General features: G+C 42.2%; 12 protein-coding genes. 9 read left to right on the forward strand and 3 right to left on the reverse strand.

All coding sequences use genetic code 11. The features are described from left to right. The first annotated feature begins 45 nt into the window (after window positions 1–45). The 4 genes from QT327_RS22535 (at window position 46) to QT327_RS22550 (ending at window position 7,044) form a co-directional block, all read left to right on the forward strand. Entirely contained in the window at window positions 46–1,350 is a 1,305-nt protein-coding gene (locus QT327_RS22535; RefSeq protein ID WP_149105175.1) for a DASH family cryptochrome, read from the forward strand. 153 nt (window positions 1,351–1,503) lie between these two features. Further along, window positions 1,504–4,317 carry a 2-oxoglutarate dehydrogenase E1 component gene (locus QT327_RS22540; RefSeq protein ID WP_013664970.1) on the forward strand — a complete coding sequence of 938 codons (2,814 nt, stop codon included), beginning with the start codon at window positions 1,504–1,506 and terminating at the stop codon, window positions 4,315–4,317. Window positions 4,318–4,328: 11 nt separating this feature from the next. Beyond that, window positions 4,329–5,888, forward strand: a complete 1,560-nt coding sequence (odhB, locus tag QT327_RS22545; RefSeq protein WP_130854420.1) for a 2-oxoglutarate dehydrogenase complex dihydrolipoyllysine-residue succinyltransferase — start codon at window positions 4,329–4,331, stop codon at window positions 5,886–5,888. Window positions 5,889–6,048: 160 nt separating this feature from the next. Then, the gene (locus tag QT327_RS22550) at window positions 6,049–7,044 is read left to right on the forward strand and encodes a lipid A deacylase (protein ID WP_149105176.1); all 996 of its coding nucleotides are present in this window, start codon (window positions 6,049–6,051) and stop codon (window positions 7,042–7,044) included. A 256-nt stretch (window positions 7,045–7,300) separates the two neighbouring features. Here the strand turns inward: QT327_RS22550 and QT327_RS22555 are convergent, their stop codons facing one another. After that, window positions 7,301–8,023 carry a head GIN domain-containing protein gene (locus QT327_RS22555; protein WP_130854418.1) on the reverse strand — a complete coding sequence of 241 codons (723 nt, stop codon included), beginning with the start codon at window positions 8,021–8,023 and terminating at the stop codon, window positions 7,301–7,303. Between the two features lie 415 nt (window positions 8,024–8,438). Between QT327_RS22555 and QT327_RS22560 the strand changes: the two genes are divergently transcribed. The 5 genes from QT327_RS22560 to QT327_RS22580 all read left to right on the forward strand — a co-directional run bounded on the left by QT327_RS22560 (window position 8,439) and on the right by QT327_RS22580 (window position 14,512). Beyond that, on the forward strand, window positions 8,439–9,503 hold the full coding sequence (locus tag QT327_RS22560) for a hypothetical protein (protein ID WP_289554090.1): 1,065 nt from the start codon (window positions 8,439–8,441) through the stop codon (window positions 9,501–9,503). Window positions 9,504–9,818: 315 nt separating this feature from the next. Beyond that, window positions 9,819–10,364: a plastocyanin/azurin family copper-binding protein gene (locus tag QT327_RS22565; protein WP_013664975.1), complete on the forward strand. Its 546-nt coding sequence runs from the start codon at window positions 9,819–9,821 to the stop codon at window positions 10,362–10,364. Between the two features lie 367 nt (window positions 10,365–10,731). Beyond that, complete coding sequence (lpdA, locus tag QT327_RS22570; protein ID WP_013664976.1) at window positions 10,732–12,135, forward strand: dihydrolipoyl dehydrogenase; 1,404 nt, start codon at window positions 10,732–10,734, stop codon at window positions 12,133–12,135. Between the two features lie 97 nt (window positions 12,136–12,232). After that, window positions 12,233–12,622, forward strand: coding sequence for an acyl-CoA thioesterase (locus QT327_RS22575; protein WP_013664977.1), 390 nt, complete (start codon window positions 12,233–12,235; stop codon window positions 12,620–12,622). 18 nt (window positions 12,623–12,640) lie between these two features. Next, window positions 12,641–14,512 carry an LTA synthase family protein gene (locus tag QT327_RS22580; protein WP_130854416.1) on the forward strand — a complete coding sequence of 624 codons (1,872 nt, stop codon included), beginning with the start codon at window positions 12,641–12,643 and terminating at the stop codon, window positions 14,510–14,512. A gap of 52 nt (window positions 14,513–14,564) precedes the next feature. On the opposite strand, the gene QT327_RS28360 is transcribed toward QT327_RS22580, so the two are convergent. Both QT327_RS28360 and QT327_RS28365 read right to left on the reverse strand, forming a co-directional pair. Further along, on the reverse strand, window positions 14,565–15,674 hold the full coding sequence (locus QT327_RS28360) for an LTA synthase family protein (protein WP_354004793.1): 1,110 nt from the start codon (window positions 15,672–15,674) through the stop codon (window positions 14,565–14,567). Further along, window positions 15,671–16,498, reverse strand: coding sequence for an LTA synthase family protein (locus tag QT327_RS28365; protein ID WP_354004794.1), 828 nt, complete (start codon window positions 16,496–16,498; stop codon window positions 15,671–15,673). Before QT327_RS28365 ends, QT327_RS28360 begins: the two co-directional genes overlap by 4 nt. Between the last annotated feature and the right edge of the window lie 2 nt (window positions 16,499–16,500).

Here is a 16,500-nt window from a genome sequence, read left to right on the forward strand (position 1 = left end):
TTTAAAAACCAGTATATTTGAGATTAAAAGTTTCCTATATTAAGAATGAATAAAGATACAATCCTTGTTTGGTTTAGAAATGACTTACGCGTGCGTGATAATGAAATATTATGGCAGGCGCTTGCTAAGGCAGACAGGGTGGTGCCGGTATATGTTTTTGACCCCCGTCAATTTACTCCTTTAAAAAATGGAATGCATAAAACCGGTGTTATTCGTGCAAAATTTATCTTGGAAAGTGTACAGGACCTCCGACTTTCCCTGCGTGCATTGGGTGCCGACTTATTAGTCGTTTCCGGTTATCCTGAGGAAATACTGCCAACCTTGGCAGAGCGATATCAGGTAAAGGAAGTATATCACCATCGCGAGGTTGCCAAGGAAGAAACGCATATCTCGACACTTGTAGAGGAAGCGTTGTGGAAGAAGCGACTTAATCTACGCCATTTTATAGGACACACGTTATATCATAAAGAAGATTTACCCTTTCCAATTAAAGATATTCCCGATGCTTTTGCAACCTTCAGGAAGAAAATAGAACGGGAAACAACTATCCGACCTTCGGTAGAAACGCCGGTGAAAATTGAGGTTCCCGATAATTTGGAAGCGAGCGAGATTCCTTCCTTGGCATCACTCGGCTTTTCGGCTGATCTAATCGGAATAGCAGATCAATCGCCTTTTAAAGGCGGAGAAACTGAGGGATTGAGGCGTCTGGAGACTTTATTGGCAGGTGCTGATACGGCATCATTGACAGGCTCTTTTGGTTCTGAAGAAGGAACCGTCTTGTCGCCTTGGATAGCAATGGGATGTTTGTCGGTGCATACCGTGTATCATGCGGTGAAAAAATATGAGGATAAAAGCCTGCCCAAAAAACAAGCAGCAGCTATTATTACCGGCTTGTTGTGGCGCGATTACTTTCGCTTCATGTTTAAAAAGCATGGTAACAAGTTCTTTTTACAGCAAGGTTTCTCTAATGAAATACCCGCTTATGAACTGGTGGGGGACGCTTTATTCGACCGGTGGAAGCGAGGAGAGACGGGCGATCCCTTCGTCGATGCCGCCATGCACCAGCTGAATACAATAGGTTTTATATCCCATACTGCCCGGATGCTGGTAGCACATTACCTCGTAAGCAACTTAAATATCAGCCACCTGCTAGGTGCTGCCTATTTTGAAGACAAACTGGTTGATTACAACCCTGCCTCCAATTATGGCAATTGGGCACATATTGCCGGTGTTGGCAGCAGTACCAAGGATAATGGTATTCGCGATATCAAGAAGTTGCAAAATTTACTAGACGCCCAAGGCGAATATGTCAAACGCTGGGGGACCCCCCAATTGTCTTATTCGAGCTAAACATTTCCATGCTTAACTTGTTGAGAAAAAATGTGCGTCACCGTGCGGTAACTATCAAGCAAATTTTTGTGCTGACGTTATAATTAAATTTGATTTAATGTGCATTCCGTCAGATATTTTATAACTTTGTCAGCACATCGTATTATAAAGTAAATGGACAGACTTTCATATCTTAGTAACGCAGACTCAAGTTACGTAGAATCGCTCTACAAAGCGTATAAGGAAGACCCCGATTCGGTCGATTTTGGATGGCAGAAATTTTTTGAAGGATTTGAATTCGGAGAGCAGGCGGGAGGCCATGGGCAACCGGTGGAAGGCGGCGACGTTTCTGAGCATTCTCTGAAAGAAATAAGGGTATTAAATATGATTCACGGTTACCGTGACCGTGGACACTTGTTTACAAAAACTAACCCCGTTCGTGAACGGAGACCGTATTATCCGGGAAAGGAGCTGGAAACCTTCGGCTTATCGGAAGCGGATATGGACACCGTTTTTAATGCCGGGGTAGAAGTTGGCTTAGGTCCGGCTAAATTACGCGACATTCGTCAGCTTATCGAAGAAACTTATTGTCAATCGATCGGCGCTGAATTCACCTATATTCGGCATCCTGAAAAAGTGAAGTGGTTGACAGAGTATATGGAAAGTACACGCAACCAGCCAAATTTTCCTATTGAGAAGAAAAAAAGAATTCTTCAGAAACTGAATGAAGCCGTAGTTTTTGAAAACTTTTTAGGTACCAAATTTTTGGGGCAGAAACGGTTTTCGCTGGAAGGAGCTGAAACGGTCATTCCAGCGCTGGATTCTATCATTGAGAAAGGTGCTGATCTTGGTATTCAGGAATTCGTGATTGGTATGGCGCACCGCGGTCGACTCAATGTACTGGCCAATATCATGGGAAAAACCTACAAAGATATTTTCTCTGAGTTTGAAGGAAAAACCTATGCTGCACAGGGTGATGAACCCGATTTCGGAGGAGATGTAAAATATCACCTGGGTTTCTCAACGGATATCAAAACAAATACCGGCAAGGACGTCCATTTAAGTTTATGTCCAAATCCTTCCCATTTGGAAACTGTCAATCCAGTGGTAGAAGGCTTGGTGCGTTCTAAAATCGATATGAAATACGATGGGGATAAATTGAAAATTGCCCCTATTTTAATTCATGGTGATGCTGCAATTGCAGGTCAAGGTATTGTATACGAAGTGGCGCAAATGTCAAAATTAGATGGATACTCTACCGGAGGAACCATTCACCTGGTAATCAATAACCAAATCGGCTTTACCACCAATTTTAAAGATGCACGCTCATCTACTTATTGTACAGATTTAGCAAAGGTGACCCTTTCCCCTGTCTTCCATGTAAACGGTGATGATGTGGAAGCCTTAATATTTGCAATCAATATGGCGGTGGAATATCGCCAGCGTTACCATACGGATGTTTATATCGACGTGTTATGTTACCGCCGTTATGGACATAATGAGGCAGATGAGCCTAAATTTACCCAACCGAAATTATATAAGGCGATTGCTTCACATCCAAATCCCCGCGAAATCTATAATAAAAAGCTAATGGAACAAGGCAGCGTGGATGCTAACTTGGCGAAGGAGATGGAGAAAGATTTCAAAGCCTTATTACAACAACGCTTGGATGAATCGAAAGAGGCAGAAAACCTGAGCGAGTCCAACCCAATGTTTTCCGGCGCTTGGAAAGGATTAAAGCCTGCTAAGTATGAAGATATCTTTAAGCCGGCCAATACAGCGGTTGATAAAAAGAAATTCATCGAAATCGCCAAATTAATTACGCTGCTTCCAAAGGATAAAAAATTCTTCAGCAAAACTGCAAAGTTGTTCGAAGCACGTTATAATATGATTGAAGAAGATTCGTACGACTGGGCGATGGGAGAGCTAATGGCCTATGGAACGTTATTAGCAGAGGGATCTCGGGTTCGTATTTCCGGACAGGATGTTGAACGCGGTACTTTCTCGCACCGTCATGCAGTGATTACGCTGGAAGATTCGGAAGAGGAGTATATACCTTTAAAAGCGATTAACAAGGGCGATGTTAAGTTCGATATTTATAACTCCTTACTTTCTGAATATGGTGTGCTAGGCTTTGAGTATGGTTATGCTTTGGCAAACCCCCAATGCCTCACTATTTGGGAAGCTCAATTTGGCGACTTTTTCAATGGAGCGCAGATCATCGTTGACCAATACTTAGTAAGTGCTGAAACAAAATGGAAGCGTTCTAACGGATTGGTGATGTTATTGCCTCATGGTTATGAAGGACAAGGCCCTGAACACTCTTCAGGACGTATCGAACGTTTCTTGGAAGCTTGCGCTGAAAATAACATTCAAGTAGCCAATTGCACAACGCCCGCAAACTTTTTCCACTTACTTAGACGTCAACTGCATCGTGATTTCAGAAAGCCATTAATCGTATTTACACCAAAGAGTCTGTTGAGACATCCGAAGGTGGTGAGTAAGCTGAAAGATTTTACTGAAGGTCAATTTCAGGAGATTATCGATGATAGTTACGTAAAAACAGCCGATGTAAAACGTGTGCTTTTCTGCACAGGGAAGGTTTATTTCGATTTGCTGCAAAAACAGCAAGATGATAAACGGAAGGATGTTGCTATCATACGAGTGGAGCAGCTTTATCCGACACCTACTGATAAAATACGCGCTATCCGCCAGAAATATAAGAATGCAACCAAGTTCTACTGGGTGCAAGAAGAACCGGAAAACATGGGCGCTTGGCCACACATTTGCCGTAAATATCGCAAAACAAGCGTGGAGCTGGACGTAATCTCGCGTAAAGAGAGCAGCAGTACGGCTACCGGTTATTCGAAACAACACAATGCACAACAACTGTCGTTGATCAGTCGCGCCTTCGCCGACGACAGCGCAGGAACAGAAGCAAAAAAACAAGTAAAAAAGACAACTAAAGAAGCAGCAAAAGTAGACTAACATAAAAGATTATGGCAATAGAAATAAAAGTTCCAGCCGTAGGCGAGTCGATAACGGAAGTTACCTTATCTCAATGGCTGAAAAAAGATGGCGACTATGTAGAAATGGATGAAAATTTGGCTGAATTAGAATCCGATAAAGCCACCTTTGAATTACCGGCTGAAAAGGCTGGGATACTCCGTATTATTGCTAAAGAAGGGGATACCTTGGAGATCGGTGCGGTTGTCTGCACCATTGAAGAGGCAGATGGTAAAGGCGCAAGCACAACACAAAATAATACTACACCAACGGCTACACCGGAGGCAAAACCGGCCACTCAAGATAATGGTTCAACCGGAGCTCCTGTTGAAATTAAAGTGCCGACTGTGGGCGAGTCGATCACCGAAGTGACCTTGTCGCAATGGCTGAAAAAGGACGGTGATTACGTAGAGATGGATGAAGATTTGGCGGAACTGGAATCTGATAAAGCAACTTTCGAACTGCCTGCTGAGGTAGCAGGGACTTTACAGATTGTTGCACAAGAGGGTGATACCCTTGCTATAGGTGCAGTAGTATGTAAGATTATTCCGTCTGGTAAGGGCGCTGCAGCTGCTGCCCCAAGCAGCGCGTCAGCTCCGGCTACAGCAAAAGAAGAGGAAGAAGAAAAGGAACAAAACTATGCTGCCGGAACACCTTCACCCGCTGCTGCTAAGATTTTAAAGGAAAAAGGAATTGACCCAAGTACCATTAAAGGAACCGGGAAGGACGGACGTATTACAAAAGAAGATGCCTTAAAAGCGGAGAAAAAGGCCGTTGAGCCAAAACCGGCAGCGACAGCGTCGGCTCCTAAGGCTGAACCATCGACAACAGCACCTAAAGCTGCTGCCGGTTCGAGAGATGAACGTAGGGAGAAAATGTCTTCACTCCGTAAGACGATAGCCAAGCGTTTAGTTTCTGTTAAAAATGAAACGGCTATGCTGACTACTTTCAACGAAGTGGACATGAAGCCGATCATGGATCTGCGTGCAAAGTATAAGGATAAATTCAAAGATAAATATGGTGTGGGCCTCGGCTTTATGTCATTCTTCACGAAAGCCGTAACGACGGCCTTGGCGGAGTGGCCTGCAGTAAATGCACGGATCGAGGATAACGAGATTGTATATAGCAATTTCGCGGACATCTCTATCGCGGTTTCTGCACCGAAAGGTTTAGTGGTACCGGTAATCCGTAATGCAGAGTCCATGACCCTAGACGAAATCGAAAAAGCAGTTCGCGATTTGGCCTTGAAAGCGCGGGATAACAAATTGACTATTGATGAAATGACCGGTGGTACCTTTACCATCACCAACGGTGGTGTGTTCGGATCCATGATGTCTACACCGATTATCAATGCCCCTCAATCAGCCATCCTAGGAATGCATAACATCGTGGAACGTCCGGTAGCCATTAATGGTGAGGTCGTGATTCGCCCAATGATGTATGTCGCCCTGTCTTATGACCACCGCATCGTTGACGGACGGGAATCTGTTAGTTTCTTGGTTCGGGTGAAGGAATTGTTGGAAGACCCTGCTCGTTTATTATTGGGCATTTAATAAAAAGCTTATCTTTTAAAAAGCGGTTGGAATTTATTCAACCGCTTTTTTTTGAGAATGTCTATATTAAATGATCATCAAGAACCTTTCGTTGAATTATTGGCGCAGCTTGTTTACCCGGGCAAACTATAGAAACTTGCCAAGGGTGTCATTATAGAATATGAAAAAATTAGTACTGGTTACTTTATATTGCCTTTCATTTTTTGTTTCGAGAGGACAACAGGAGTTTGAATGGCAGGTGAAGGCTTTCGGCTTTGCTGATAACCGAGAGTATTTAAATGCGAAGCTCCATTCACAGTCGATACTGGGCATGCGTTTTGCTCCCGAAGTGGGGCTTCGGCTTGATAGTACGCATCGTATCCGCTTTGGGGTCAACTTTTTACAGGAGTTTGGTGCGGAACCTTTTGGCGAAAAAGTAAATCCAATCCTTTACTATAACTACGAAAACAGGGGCTTGTCCTTTTATATTGGTGCATTTCCGCGCTTCGAACTATTGGGCGACTATCCTCGTGCCGTATTGAACGATACCTTAATGTATTACCGGCCTAATATAGAAGGGCTCTTTTTCCGTTATCGAAAGGGAAGTTTCCATCAGCAGATATGGGTTGATTGGACCAGTAGGCAAACAGCTGAAAAAAGGGAACAGTTTATGGTTGGCTTGTCCGGAAGAGCGCAAACTGGCCTGTTTTTCTTTTCACATTATTTAAGCATGCTGCATACGGCCAATACGTCTAATGGCGAGTTCCCCGTGCGGGATAATATGGTTGCTCTTTTGCAGATCGGGGCCGACTTGAGCGATCAATGGGTGCTGGATTCACTGACGATTGCGGCCGGTGGTTTAGGATCATTGGATCGTATAAGGGGAGAGTATGACACCCGTACGCCAAAAGGATTCATTGCTGACCTGCATGCCGCCTACCGATCCTGGTTTATACATAATACCTTTTATAAAGGGCAGGCACACGATATCCTATTCGGAGACCGGTTTTACACGAAAGATAGCTACGATCGATTGGATCTTGGCTGGCGACCGTTTAGAAAAGGAAATGTGGAAGGTTTCTTTATGTTCAGTTTGCACTTTACACCAGGCGAGATCAGCAACCAACAAATGATCCAGCTTCGGTATAATTTCGGAAAAGCGTTGAAGTTTAATTAGTGAAGTAGTTGTAGGGAAATAGTTGAGTAGGGAAATGGTTGATCGTAGACGTAAGATATAGGATCAGCCAATGTGATGATGTGCCAATGATGGTTACTAGTAGCGCTGGCGGTTGAAGGGGCCCTTACTTAAAACCTATAACGTAGAACTTATAACTAGTCAGGCTTGAGTTGCCAAATAACTTAATAGAGCAATGAGCAGGGGGGATTTACCTTACCCCCCAATACCTTACCCCTTATACCTTACCCCTCATCCCTTATAGCCTTCTAACTTTGCCTGATCCGGAGGTGGAAGCATTCACACTTTTTACATTTCCTGCATAATGGACAGAACCGGAGCCACTGATTTTGGCGTTTAATTCCTGATTGGTAAACACATAGGCATCACCTGATCCACTAATGTTAACATTCGTGCTATTAGCCGTTAATTTTGCCCCGTTAAATTTGCCCGAACCACTAATCCGGATGTCGTTACTTTCAGTCGACCCCTGAATATCAAGTTGTCCCGAACCACTGATAGCAGCAACAAAATTATCTACCTTGGCCGTACAGGATATATTGCCGGATCCACTTACTTTCACGTCAAGTGCCGGCGAAGTAATTGTACCGGACACTTCGATTTTTCCTGATCCACTCTGAGATAAGCCGGTTAACTGCTTAGCGGTGATATACACCGATACATGTCCTTTATTGATCGAAAACCAATTCAGGTTTTTTTTCATGCGGATTTTAAGTGCTCCCTGTTCTACTACGGTTTCTACATTTTGTAAGGTTTCCGGATCGCCTTCTAATTTGAGCGATTCGGTATTTCCCATTTTAATGTACACGTGGAAGCTCCCGCTGTTCTGTATGCTGTTAAAACCGCTAACATCCCGGCGCTCTTCATCGAGCTTGTTTAATAAGGTTGCATGTGCTATACCCATGCACATAAAAGGCAGTAATACTGCTAACCATCCGAGTGATCCGAATAACCTTTTCATTTAAATACTGTTTTAAGTGGTCATGAGGTTTACCAACTGCGTCCCGATAAGTGCAAAGCGGTATCCTTCATGTATCTATTGGTTTGTTTTTATCGCTTCTAATGTAGCGTGATTTTTATATAAGACGCATAAAGTCGGAAAACGTTGCATTTTTTTTATCTTTATTCGTTTAAAAACAAATTTCAAATCTTTTTATTTATACAAGATAAAGTGCCTTAACCGCTTATGTTTTAAAACAGACTGGTTTTCGTGAGCTGACTATAAAGTAAGAGTTGCAAGCATGGGCCAAAATTATATATCTTCCATGGTTTTGTAGACGTATAAAAAAGGAATGAAACCTGCATAAATTGTTATAAACAGAAGACAGTGAATAATTTATGCAAGCTTCATTGCCATTAAAAGCAAATTTATTCCAATGAAAATTAAAAAGGTAGATACTCCCGCACTCGCTAAAATTTTTCTAGAAATACCTTTGTCTTTATATGCTTCTGATAAAAACTATATACAACCGCTAAATGAAGATGTAGAAAGTGTGTTTGACCGACAAAAAAATGGCCTCTTTGCCATCGGCGATTGCTGCAGATGGGTCTTGTTTGATTCTCATGGAAAGGCAATCGGACGAATAGCGGCCTTTTTTGATACCATAAGTGCCAAAAGCTATGCGCAACCCACGGGAGGTTGTGGATTTTTTGAATGCATTAATGATCAAGAGGCTGCCTTCGCCTTGTTTGACGTCGCAAAGGAATGGTTGAAACAGCAAGGGATGGAAGCGATGGACGGTCCGATCAATTTTGGGAGTAGGGAGCGTTGGTGGGGACTGCTCGTTGACGGTTTTGTTGAACCCTGCTATTGCAGTAATTATAATCCACCCTTTTACCAAACACTTTTTGAAGCTTATGGTTTTCAGACCTATTTCAAACAATATACCTATAGACGGTTAACAGACGGTAACATAGATGATCGATACGCGGCCAAGGCTAAACGTGTCCTGGGAATGAAGGGTTACCATTTTGATCATGTAAAGCGACACGAGTTGGATCGTGCAGCGCGACAGTTTCGAATGATTTATAATAAGGCCTGGGTGAACCATGATGGGGTAGGAAAGATGACAGAAGAGCAGGCTAACAAATTAATGAAGAATTTGAAACCGATCGTTGATCCGATCGGACTATGGTTTGCTTATTACGAAGGAGAACCTGTAGGCTTCTTTATTAGCATACCCGATGTAAACCAGCTATTAGTGAAATATGTAAAGGGGAAAATTGGGCTGCGAGGCCTGTTTGTTTTGCTTTGGAATAAATGGTTTAAGCGTTGCAAAACGCTCTTCGGTATAGTTTTCGGTATTGTGCCCGAACATCAGCGTAAAGGGGTAGAGGTGGGTTTGGTAATGGAGTCGGCCCGTGTATTTATTAACAAAAAAGCGAAAACCGGTTACGCAGAGTTACAAATGAATTGGATAGCGATTTTAATCCCAAGATGATGAATTTGGCGCAGCAAATCGGCGCCCACATTTATAAGACGCATCACACTTATCGTTATTTATTTGATCGGACGAAGCCCTTTGAGCGACACCCTATTCTTTAATAGTTGAATCGTTAAGTGGTTAAGTAGGAAAATAGTTGGTGACGTGCTAAAACCTTATACCCTAGAGCCGATAGCTGACATCCGAAAGCTAATACCTAATTGCTAACACCTAAAAGCTTAATGTGGTACAATTTCAAGAGAAGCAAAAGGATTTTGATAAATTATTAATAAGTTTGTAATTAGCTAATAAGAAAAACAAAAAAGAAAAGAAATGAAGAAAGTATTTATCGTGCCGGCTTTAGCGGCGGCATTGTTTTTAGCAGCTTGTGGTGGAGGTGAGAATAAAAATGCTACCCACGAACATGAAGAGACGGCTGCTTCAAGTACCCCGGCAGAGACTCCGGCTGCTGCCACTGTTCCCGGTATAGAAAATGTGCAGGTAACAAGCCATATCGAGCTTCAGGCTTCTGATGACATGCGTTTCGATAAGGATTTGTTCAAAGTAAAGGCCGGAGAAAAGGTAAAACTTACGTTGAAGAATGTTGGACAACAACCGATCGAGTCAATGGGACATAACGCCGTTGTCTTAGATCAAGGTACTGACATCGCGGCCTTTGGAGGAGAAGCTTTCAAAGCGAAGGATGATGAATATATCCCTTCTACTTTTGCTTCCTCGATTATTGCCCATACGAAGCTTTTAGGTCCAGGTCAGTCAGATGAAATCGAATTTACCTTACCAAAAGCAGGTGTATACGAATTTATATGTAGTTTCCCCGGACACTGGGGAACGATGCAAGGTAAAATCGTAGCTGAATAGAACTTAATATACAGTTTAAAGGCCCTGTAAGTGTCATACTTACAGGGCTTTTTCTATGAAGCTAAGCTATTCATACAGATAAGAATGGATGATTTAAGACCGGTTTTTTAGCTACCTTGGCCTGCACCAAAGTTACTATGCAAATTATGAGAAAAGGTATATGTTGATTCTAAAAGCGCATGGTCTTGAATGAACAATCCGATAGTCAATAAAAAAGTCAAATTATCCAAGTTTTATCATTCAATTCACGCTTTTATAAGGAATTAGCGGTAAGAATTCATACCTTTGACTGTCAATTTCACTTTGTTTGCTCGTGAACAGAAATTGGCAAAATATCTGTAAATTGATAAGAAAATAAATTATATCCATGCAATACGACGTCGTAGTAATAGGCAGCGGACCCGGAGGCTATGTAGCCGCTATCCGTTGCGGTCAACTAGGGTTAAAAACAGCCATTATTGAGAAATATAGTACCTTGGGAGGTACCTGCTTGAATGTCGGATGTATACCATCCAAAGCCTTGCTCGATTCGAGTGAACACTACCACAACGCGAATAAACATTTTGCAGAACATGGTATCAATCTGAGTAACTTGAAGGTCGACCTAAAGCAAATGATCAAAAGGAAGAACGGTGTAGTGGAGCAAACAACCGGAGGAATCACCTTCCTGATGAAGAAGAATAAAGTGACGACCTATCAAGGAGTTGGTTCTTTTGTTGACAAGAATACCATCAAAATTACGAAGGATGATAAAACAACGGAAGAAATTACCACGAAGAACGTCATTATTGCAACGGGATCAAAACCGGCATCATTACCCTTTATTACCATTGACAAAAAAAGAATCATTACCTCAACAGAAGCACTTAATCTAACTGAAGTGCCAAAACATTTGGTCTTGATCGGTGGAGGGGTTATTGGCTTGGAACTGGGATCGGTATATGCACGTTTGGGTGCGAAAGTGACGGTGATCGAGTACCTCGATTCCATTATTCCTACAATGGATAAAGGCTTAGGAAAGGAATTGCAGAAATCGCTAAAAAATCTAGGTTTTGAATTCTTGTTAAGTCATAAAGTAACCGGAGCAAGTGTAAAGGGAAAAACAGTCACCGTAACTGCTGAAGATACAAAAGGAAATCCGGTAAAAGTAGAGGGCGATTACTGCTTAGTAGCCGTAGGACGTACAGCCTATACAGAAGGCTTGAATTTGGATGCCGTTGGTATTAAATTAGAAGAACGAGGTAAAAAAGTGCCGGTTAATGAGCACTTGGAAACGCCTGTTGCCGGTATATATGCAATTGGTGATGTGATTCGAGGGGCAATGCTTGCGCATAAAGCGGAGGAGGAAGGTGTTTATGTTGCTGAACTCATTGCCGGGCAAAAGCCACATATCAATTACAATCTTATTCCCGGTGTCGTATATACATGGCCGGAAGTTGCCAGCGTAGGTGCAACCGAAGAACAGTTAAAAAACGACGGTATAAAGTATAAAGCCGGGTCTTTCCCTTTCAAAGCAAGTGGGAGAGCACGCGCAAGCATGGATACCGAAGGTTTCGTTAAAGTGCTAGCCGATGCCGGTACCGATGAAATTTTAGGCGTTCATATGATCGGACCACGTGTGGCCGACATGATTGCAGAAGCAGTTGTTGGTATGGAATATCGTGCGTCAGCGGAAGATATTGCACGTATTTGCCATGCACACCCAACATTTACTGAATCATTTAAAGAAGCAGCTCTAGCAGCGACGGGAAATAGAGCAATTCATATTTAGTAAGGTAAAAGGCGTAGGGTGTAAGGTTTACGGTAAGGCTACCATCGCTTTATACCTTACACCTTATCTCTTACACCTTAACTTACTCCTTTAACACATGAATTTTCATACAAGAAAATGGGTAAAACCCGAAGATTTAAACCCAAACGGCACCCTGTTCGGCGGGACCTTGTTACGCTGGATCGACGAGGAGGCTGTGATTTATGCCATTGTGCAGTTAGGGAACTCCAAAGTTGTGACGAAATTTATTTCGGAGATTAATTTTGTGAGTTCTGCAAAGGCTGGGGATATCATTGAATTGGGTATTCAAGCTACACATTTTGGAACTACTTCAATTACGCTGACCTGTGAAGTACGGAACAAAATTACAAGAAAGAGTATCCTGACCATTGATAAATTGGTGTTTGTAAATCTTGATGATAACGGGAATCCGGTTCCTCACGGAAAGACCGAAATTACTTACGCTTTTGCCGGCGATAGACCTTAAGAAGATTTTAATATTTTCATGAATAAATTATTCGGCATCCTATGGCGATACTTCGCCTTTTGGATGCTTTTTGCTATCCTTTGTAGAGCCTTTTTTCTGGCTTATTTTCACGAACAACTCCACCTGTTACCTTGGATGGAAGTCCTGAAAATATTTGCATATGGGATGCGTATGGACGCTTCCATGGCTGCTTATATTTGTGCCATCCCCACTTTAGTGCTGATTTTGAGGGTCTGGGTTGATCGCTTGCATATTTCTCAACGTCTATCTCGCCTGTATGTATGGAGCGTAGTAATCGCTTGCTCCCTGATCAATATTATTAATTTTAATATTTACCGGGAATGGGATACATTAATATCATACAAGGCGGTCGATTTATTTTTAGATTCACCTCATTTAGCCATTGCTTCCGCCGCCTCGTCTCCTATTTTTTTATCCTCGCTCTTATTGCTGAGTTTAAGTTGTCTTGGCATTTACCTGGCTAGATGGATGAAGATTTACCAATGCACTTTTGTCGGCATAAACAAATGGTATAAAAAAACTTTCACATCGCTGGGGCTTCTATCCGTGGTTTTTCTATTAATACGTGGAGGATGGGGGCTGACACCGCTAAACCCGTCTATGGTCTATTTCGCTACCAATGCCTTCCCCAACCATGCAGCTACCAATGTATCTTGGTATTTTATTAATGATATCTTACATGCCGGCGGATTACATCGTAATCCTTATATCAGCATGAAAAATACGGAGGCCAAGCAAGCGATCGCTCCGTTACTTAAAACTACAGCAGGGCACACTACACGAATTCTAAGTCGATCAAAACCCAATGTGGTTTTAATTATCCTGGAAAGTTTTACAGCCGATCTGGTGCAATCACTTGGAGGTGAGAGGGGAGTGGCACCAGGTTTGGAAAAGCTCATTGCGGACGGTTTATTGTTTGATCACATATATGCATCAGGAGATCGGACGGATAAGGGAATGATTGCCATCTTGAGTGCTTTTCCGACCCAATCATCCAAAAGTATTATAAAGAATATCCAAAAACAGGCTGAGCTTCCTTCATTAATGAGCGATTTTAAAGAAAAGGGATACCATACTTCTTTTTATTATGGGGGAGAAAGTGAATTTTACAACTTCAAAGGCTATATGTTAAGTCATGGATGTAGGAAGATCGTCGACCAGCTCTGTTTTCCACATCGTGAAGCCCGATCGAAATGGGGAGTATTCGACCATGCGACATTCGGTAAACAGCTGCGCGGCCTCGATAAAGAAAAACAACCTTTTTTCTCTACTTTACTGACGCTGAATAATCATGAACCTTTTGACCTACCGGGTGTGCATCGTTTTGGAACGGATAATCTGCCCAATCTTTTTAGGAGTACGGCTTTTTATACCGACTCGGTTTTATGTAGTTATTTAAAACAAGCCAAAACGAAGCCTTGGTATAAAAACACGCTCTTTATTATTGTGGCCGATCATGGCCATCGTTTGCCATTGGAACAATGGGAAAGTAATTGCCCCAAGCGTTATCGTATACCTTTGTTATTGTATGGAGATGCGTTGCAACCTGCCTATCGCGGAAAGCGAATCAATAAGATAGGAAGCCAAGTTGATCTAGCGGCAACTTTATTAAACCAATTAGGCTATGACGCTAAACCGTATACATGGAGCAGAGATTTGCTGAATGACAGTACCGTTCCCTTTGCTTTTTTCAGTTGGTCTGACGGCTGGGGAGCGGTGAATGGACATTGCCGGGTGGCTTTTGATAATGTCGGAAAAGTAATGAGTTACCAGAAGAGTTTGGATTCGTGCCAACGCAGTAAAGAAGATTTGCTTCATCAAGGAAAAGCGTATATGCAAGAGGTGTATAATCAATACTTAGCTTATTAATTGAGAGGCGCAATGAGCTTTAAGTGCCGGCAGACTCTAAGTGAGACGCAGTTTACTTGATCGGATGATAGGTTAATTCATCCTGAATCATCCGGTTATTGTATTGTTGAATAAAAGCGTTTAGATAAGTTTCCATTTTTGCCAATACGATCGGTTCGTCCTTAATTAGGTTATGCTTAGTGAGTCGGTCCTCCTTTAGGTTATACAAAGCGGTACTAACCTGTCCATCGTTTAGCAAAAGGTAATCACCATGATAAAGACTAAAGGTGCCGTCATTATTATTTATGACAAAATTGTCTGTTTGCGGTGAGAAAGCATTGAATCCAAACGCAAAATAAGGTTTATCATAGTGTAGATAACTTAATACGCTGGGCATAATGTCAATCTGTTGTACAAGCTTGTCGGCTTTTCCTTTTAGGTTTCCTCCGGGATAATAAAATAGTATCGGAATAGAAAACGCACCGGGGATGGTTTGATACTCGGGGAAGTATGAAACGGTTGCATGATCAGCGCAAAGTACAAAAAGCGTTTGTTTAAACCAGGGCATCCTCGAGGCGGTTTCGAAGAATTTCCTCAATGCCGTGTCCGTATAACCCATCGGTTCCTGCACTTCCAACGGGCCTCTCGGAAATTTGCCGACATACTTGGCCGGTACTTTAAAAGGATGGTGAGAAGACAAGGAAAAAAAAGCCGTAAAAAAGGGTTGATGAAATGTATTGATGGTTTTAGCCATAAATTGCATAAAAGGTTCGTCCCAAATGCCCCAAATGCCATCGAAATCGGCATCGTTGTTATATTCGGTTTTGCCGTAATAGTGCTCGATACCTGCAAGTTTTGTATACGAGGAAAAGCCCATGGAGCCGTTGGGTGCTCCGTGAAAAAAGGCCGTTTCGTAACCTTTATCGGCCAGTAATTTCGCAATGCTCGTTGTCTTGTTACCGGAATAAGCGGAAAGAACAAAGGGTTCCCGGATGGAGGGGATACCGGAAATAATCGATGGCAGTGCATCAATGGACTTTCGCCCATTAGCATATGTATGTGTAAAAGTGTAACTGTTTTCAACCAGCGAATCAATAAAGGGAGTATAACCTTTATAGGTTCCGTTGGCTAAATCTCGATTTAACGCTCCTACATGTTCCTTTCCTAAACTTTCAATAATCAAAAAACCACATTAAGCGGTTTAAAGGCAGCTGTATCGTGTGGTAGGTGAATCGTATTATATATCCCTTGAAGCGTTGCCTCATCGTAATAATGAACCGGTTTTAAACTGACTGCTTTTAAGGTTCGTATAATTGCGAAGGGTGTATTCAGTACGATGCTCATTTGATTGGGCGACTGGACGAATTCACCGGCATTGCTTAATGTGATAGGACGTGTGCTGTGGCGCCATCCTCCGCGCATGCCCACAACCGTTAAATAAGCGAAAGCAAAAAACAAAATCGTATGACCGAGATAATACCGAGCATTTCGTTTCATTGGATTCTTCAAACGAATGCAATCGTAAAGGCGAATAAACAAATAAATCAAAAAAATAAATAGAACAAGGAGGTACCAATAGCCGAGTAAAAAATCAACCGTTAACTTCCATTTATTCTGTTCATTGATAAATTGACTGAACACAGTACCGGTAGTACGCTTGAGCGTGAACTTATAATAAGCAATATCGATTAGGTTAGCAGCAATGCCGACGCTGTTCGTAACGATAAACAACCATTTGGCTACCTTTTGATAAAGTACATGATATCGAAATGAAAAAGGTAGAACCTGGAGTAAAATGTAAAGAATATTGATGTAAAGTAAAGCCGATAGGTCGAATTTGATACCACCCAGAAAAATACTACTGAATTGCGAGGTGCTAATGTTTGGAAATAACGACTGATTGCCTAAATAAAATCCAAGCCTCAGTAAACTGTAAAGCACCAGTAAAAATATAAACCTAGCTATCAATGCTCCGTATATGGGCATTTTAACCGATCCGACCCTCATGT

This window comes from Olivibacter sp. 47, from assembly GCF_030372825.1.
Taxonomy (GTDB): Bacteria; Bacteroidota; Bacteroidia; order Sphingobacteriales; family Sphingobacteriaceae; genus Olivibacter; species Olivibacter oleidegradans.

Coding starts and splice junctions, on each gene's coding strand:
- QT327_RS22535 (WP_149105175.1), top strand. CDS start 46: ATGAATAAAGATACAATCCTTGTTTGGTTTAGAAATGACTTACGCGTG.
- QT327_RS22540 (WP_013664970.1), top strand. CDS start 1,504: ATGGACAGACTTTCATATCTTAGTAACGCAGACTCAAGTTACGTAGAA.
- odhB (WP_130854420.1), top strand. CDS start 4,329: ATGGCAATAGAAATAAAAGTTCCAGCCGTAGGCGAGTCGATAACGGAA.
- QT327_RS22550 (WP_149105176.1), top strand. CDS start 6,049: ATGAAAAAATTAGTACTGGTTACTTTATATTGCCTTTCATTTTTTGTT.
- QT327_RS22555 (WP_130854418.1), bottom strand. CDS start 8,023: ATGAAAAGGTTATTCGGATCACTCGGATGGTTAGCAGTATTACTGCCT.
- QT327_RS22560 (WP_289554090.1), top strand. CDS start 8,439: ATGAAAATTAAAAAGGTAGATACTCCCGCACTCGCTAAAATTTTTCTA.
- QT327_RS22565 (WP_013664975.1), top strand. CDS start 9,819: ATGAAGAAAGTATTTATCGTGCCGGCTTTAGCGGCGGCATTGTTTTTA.
- lpdA (WP_013664976.1), top strand. CDS start 10,732: ATGCAATACGACGTCGTAGTAATAGGCAGCGGACCCGGAGGCTATGTA.
- QT327_RS22575 (WP_013664977.1), top strand. CDS start 12,233: ATGAATTTTCATACAAGAAAATGGGTAAAACCCGAAGATTTAAACCCA.
- QT327_RS22580 (WP_130854416.1), top strand. CDS start 12,641: ATGAATAAATTATTCGGCATCCTATGGCGATACTTCGCCTTTTGGATG.
- QT327_RS28365 (WP_354004794.1), bottom strand. CDS start 16,498: ATGAGGGTCGGATCGGTTAAAATGCCCATATACGGAGCATTGATAGCT.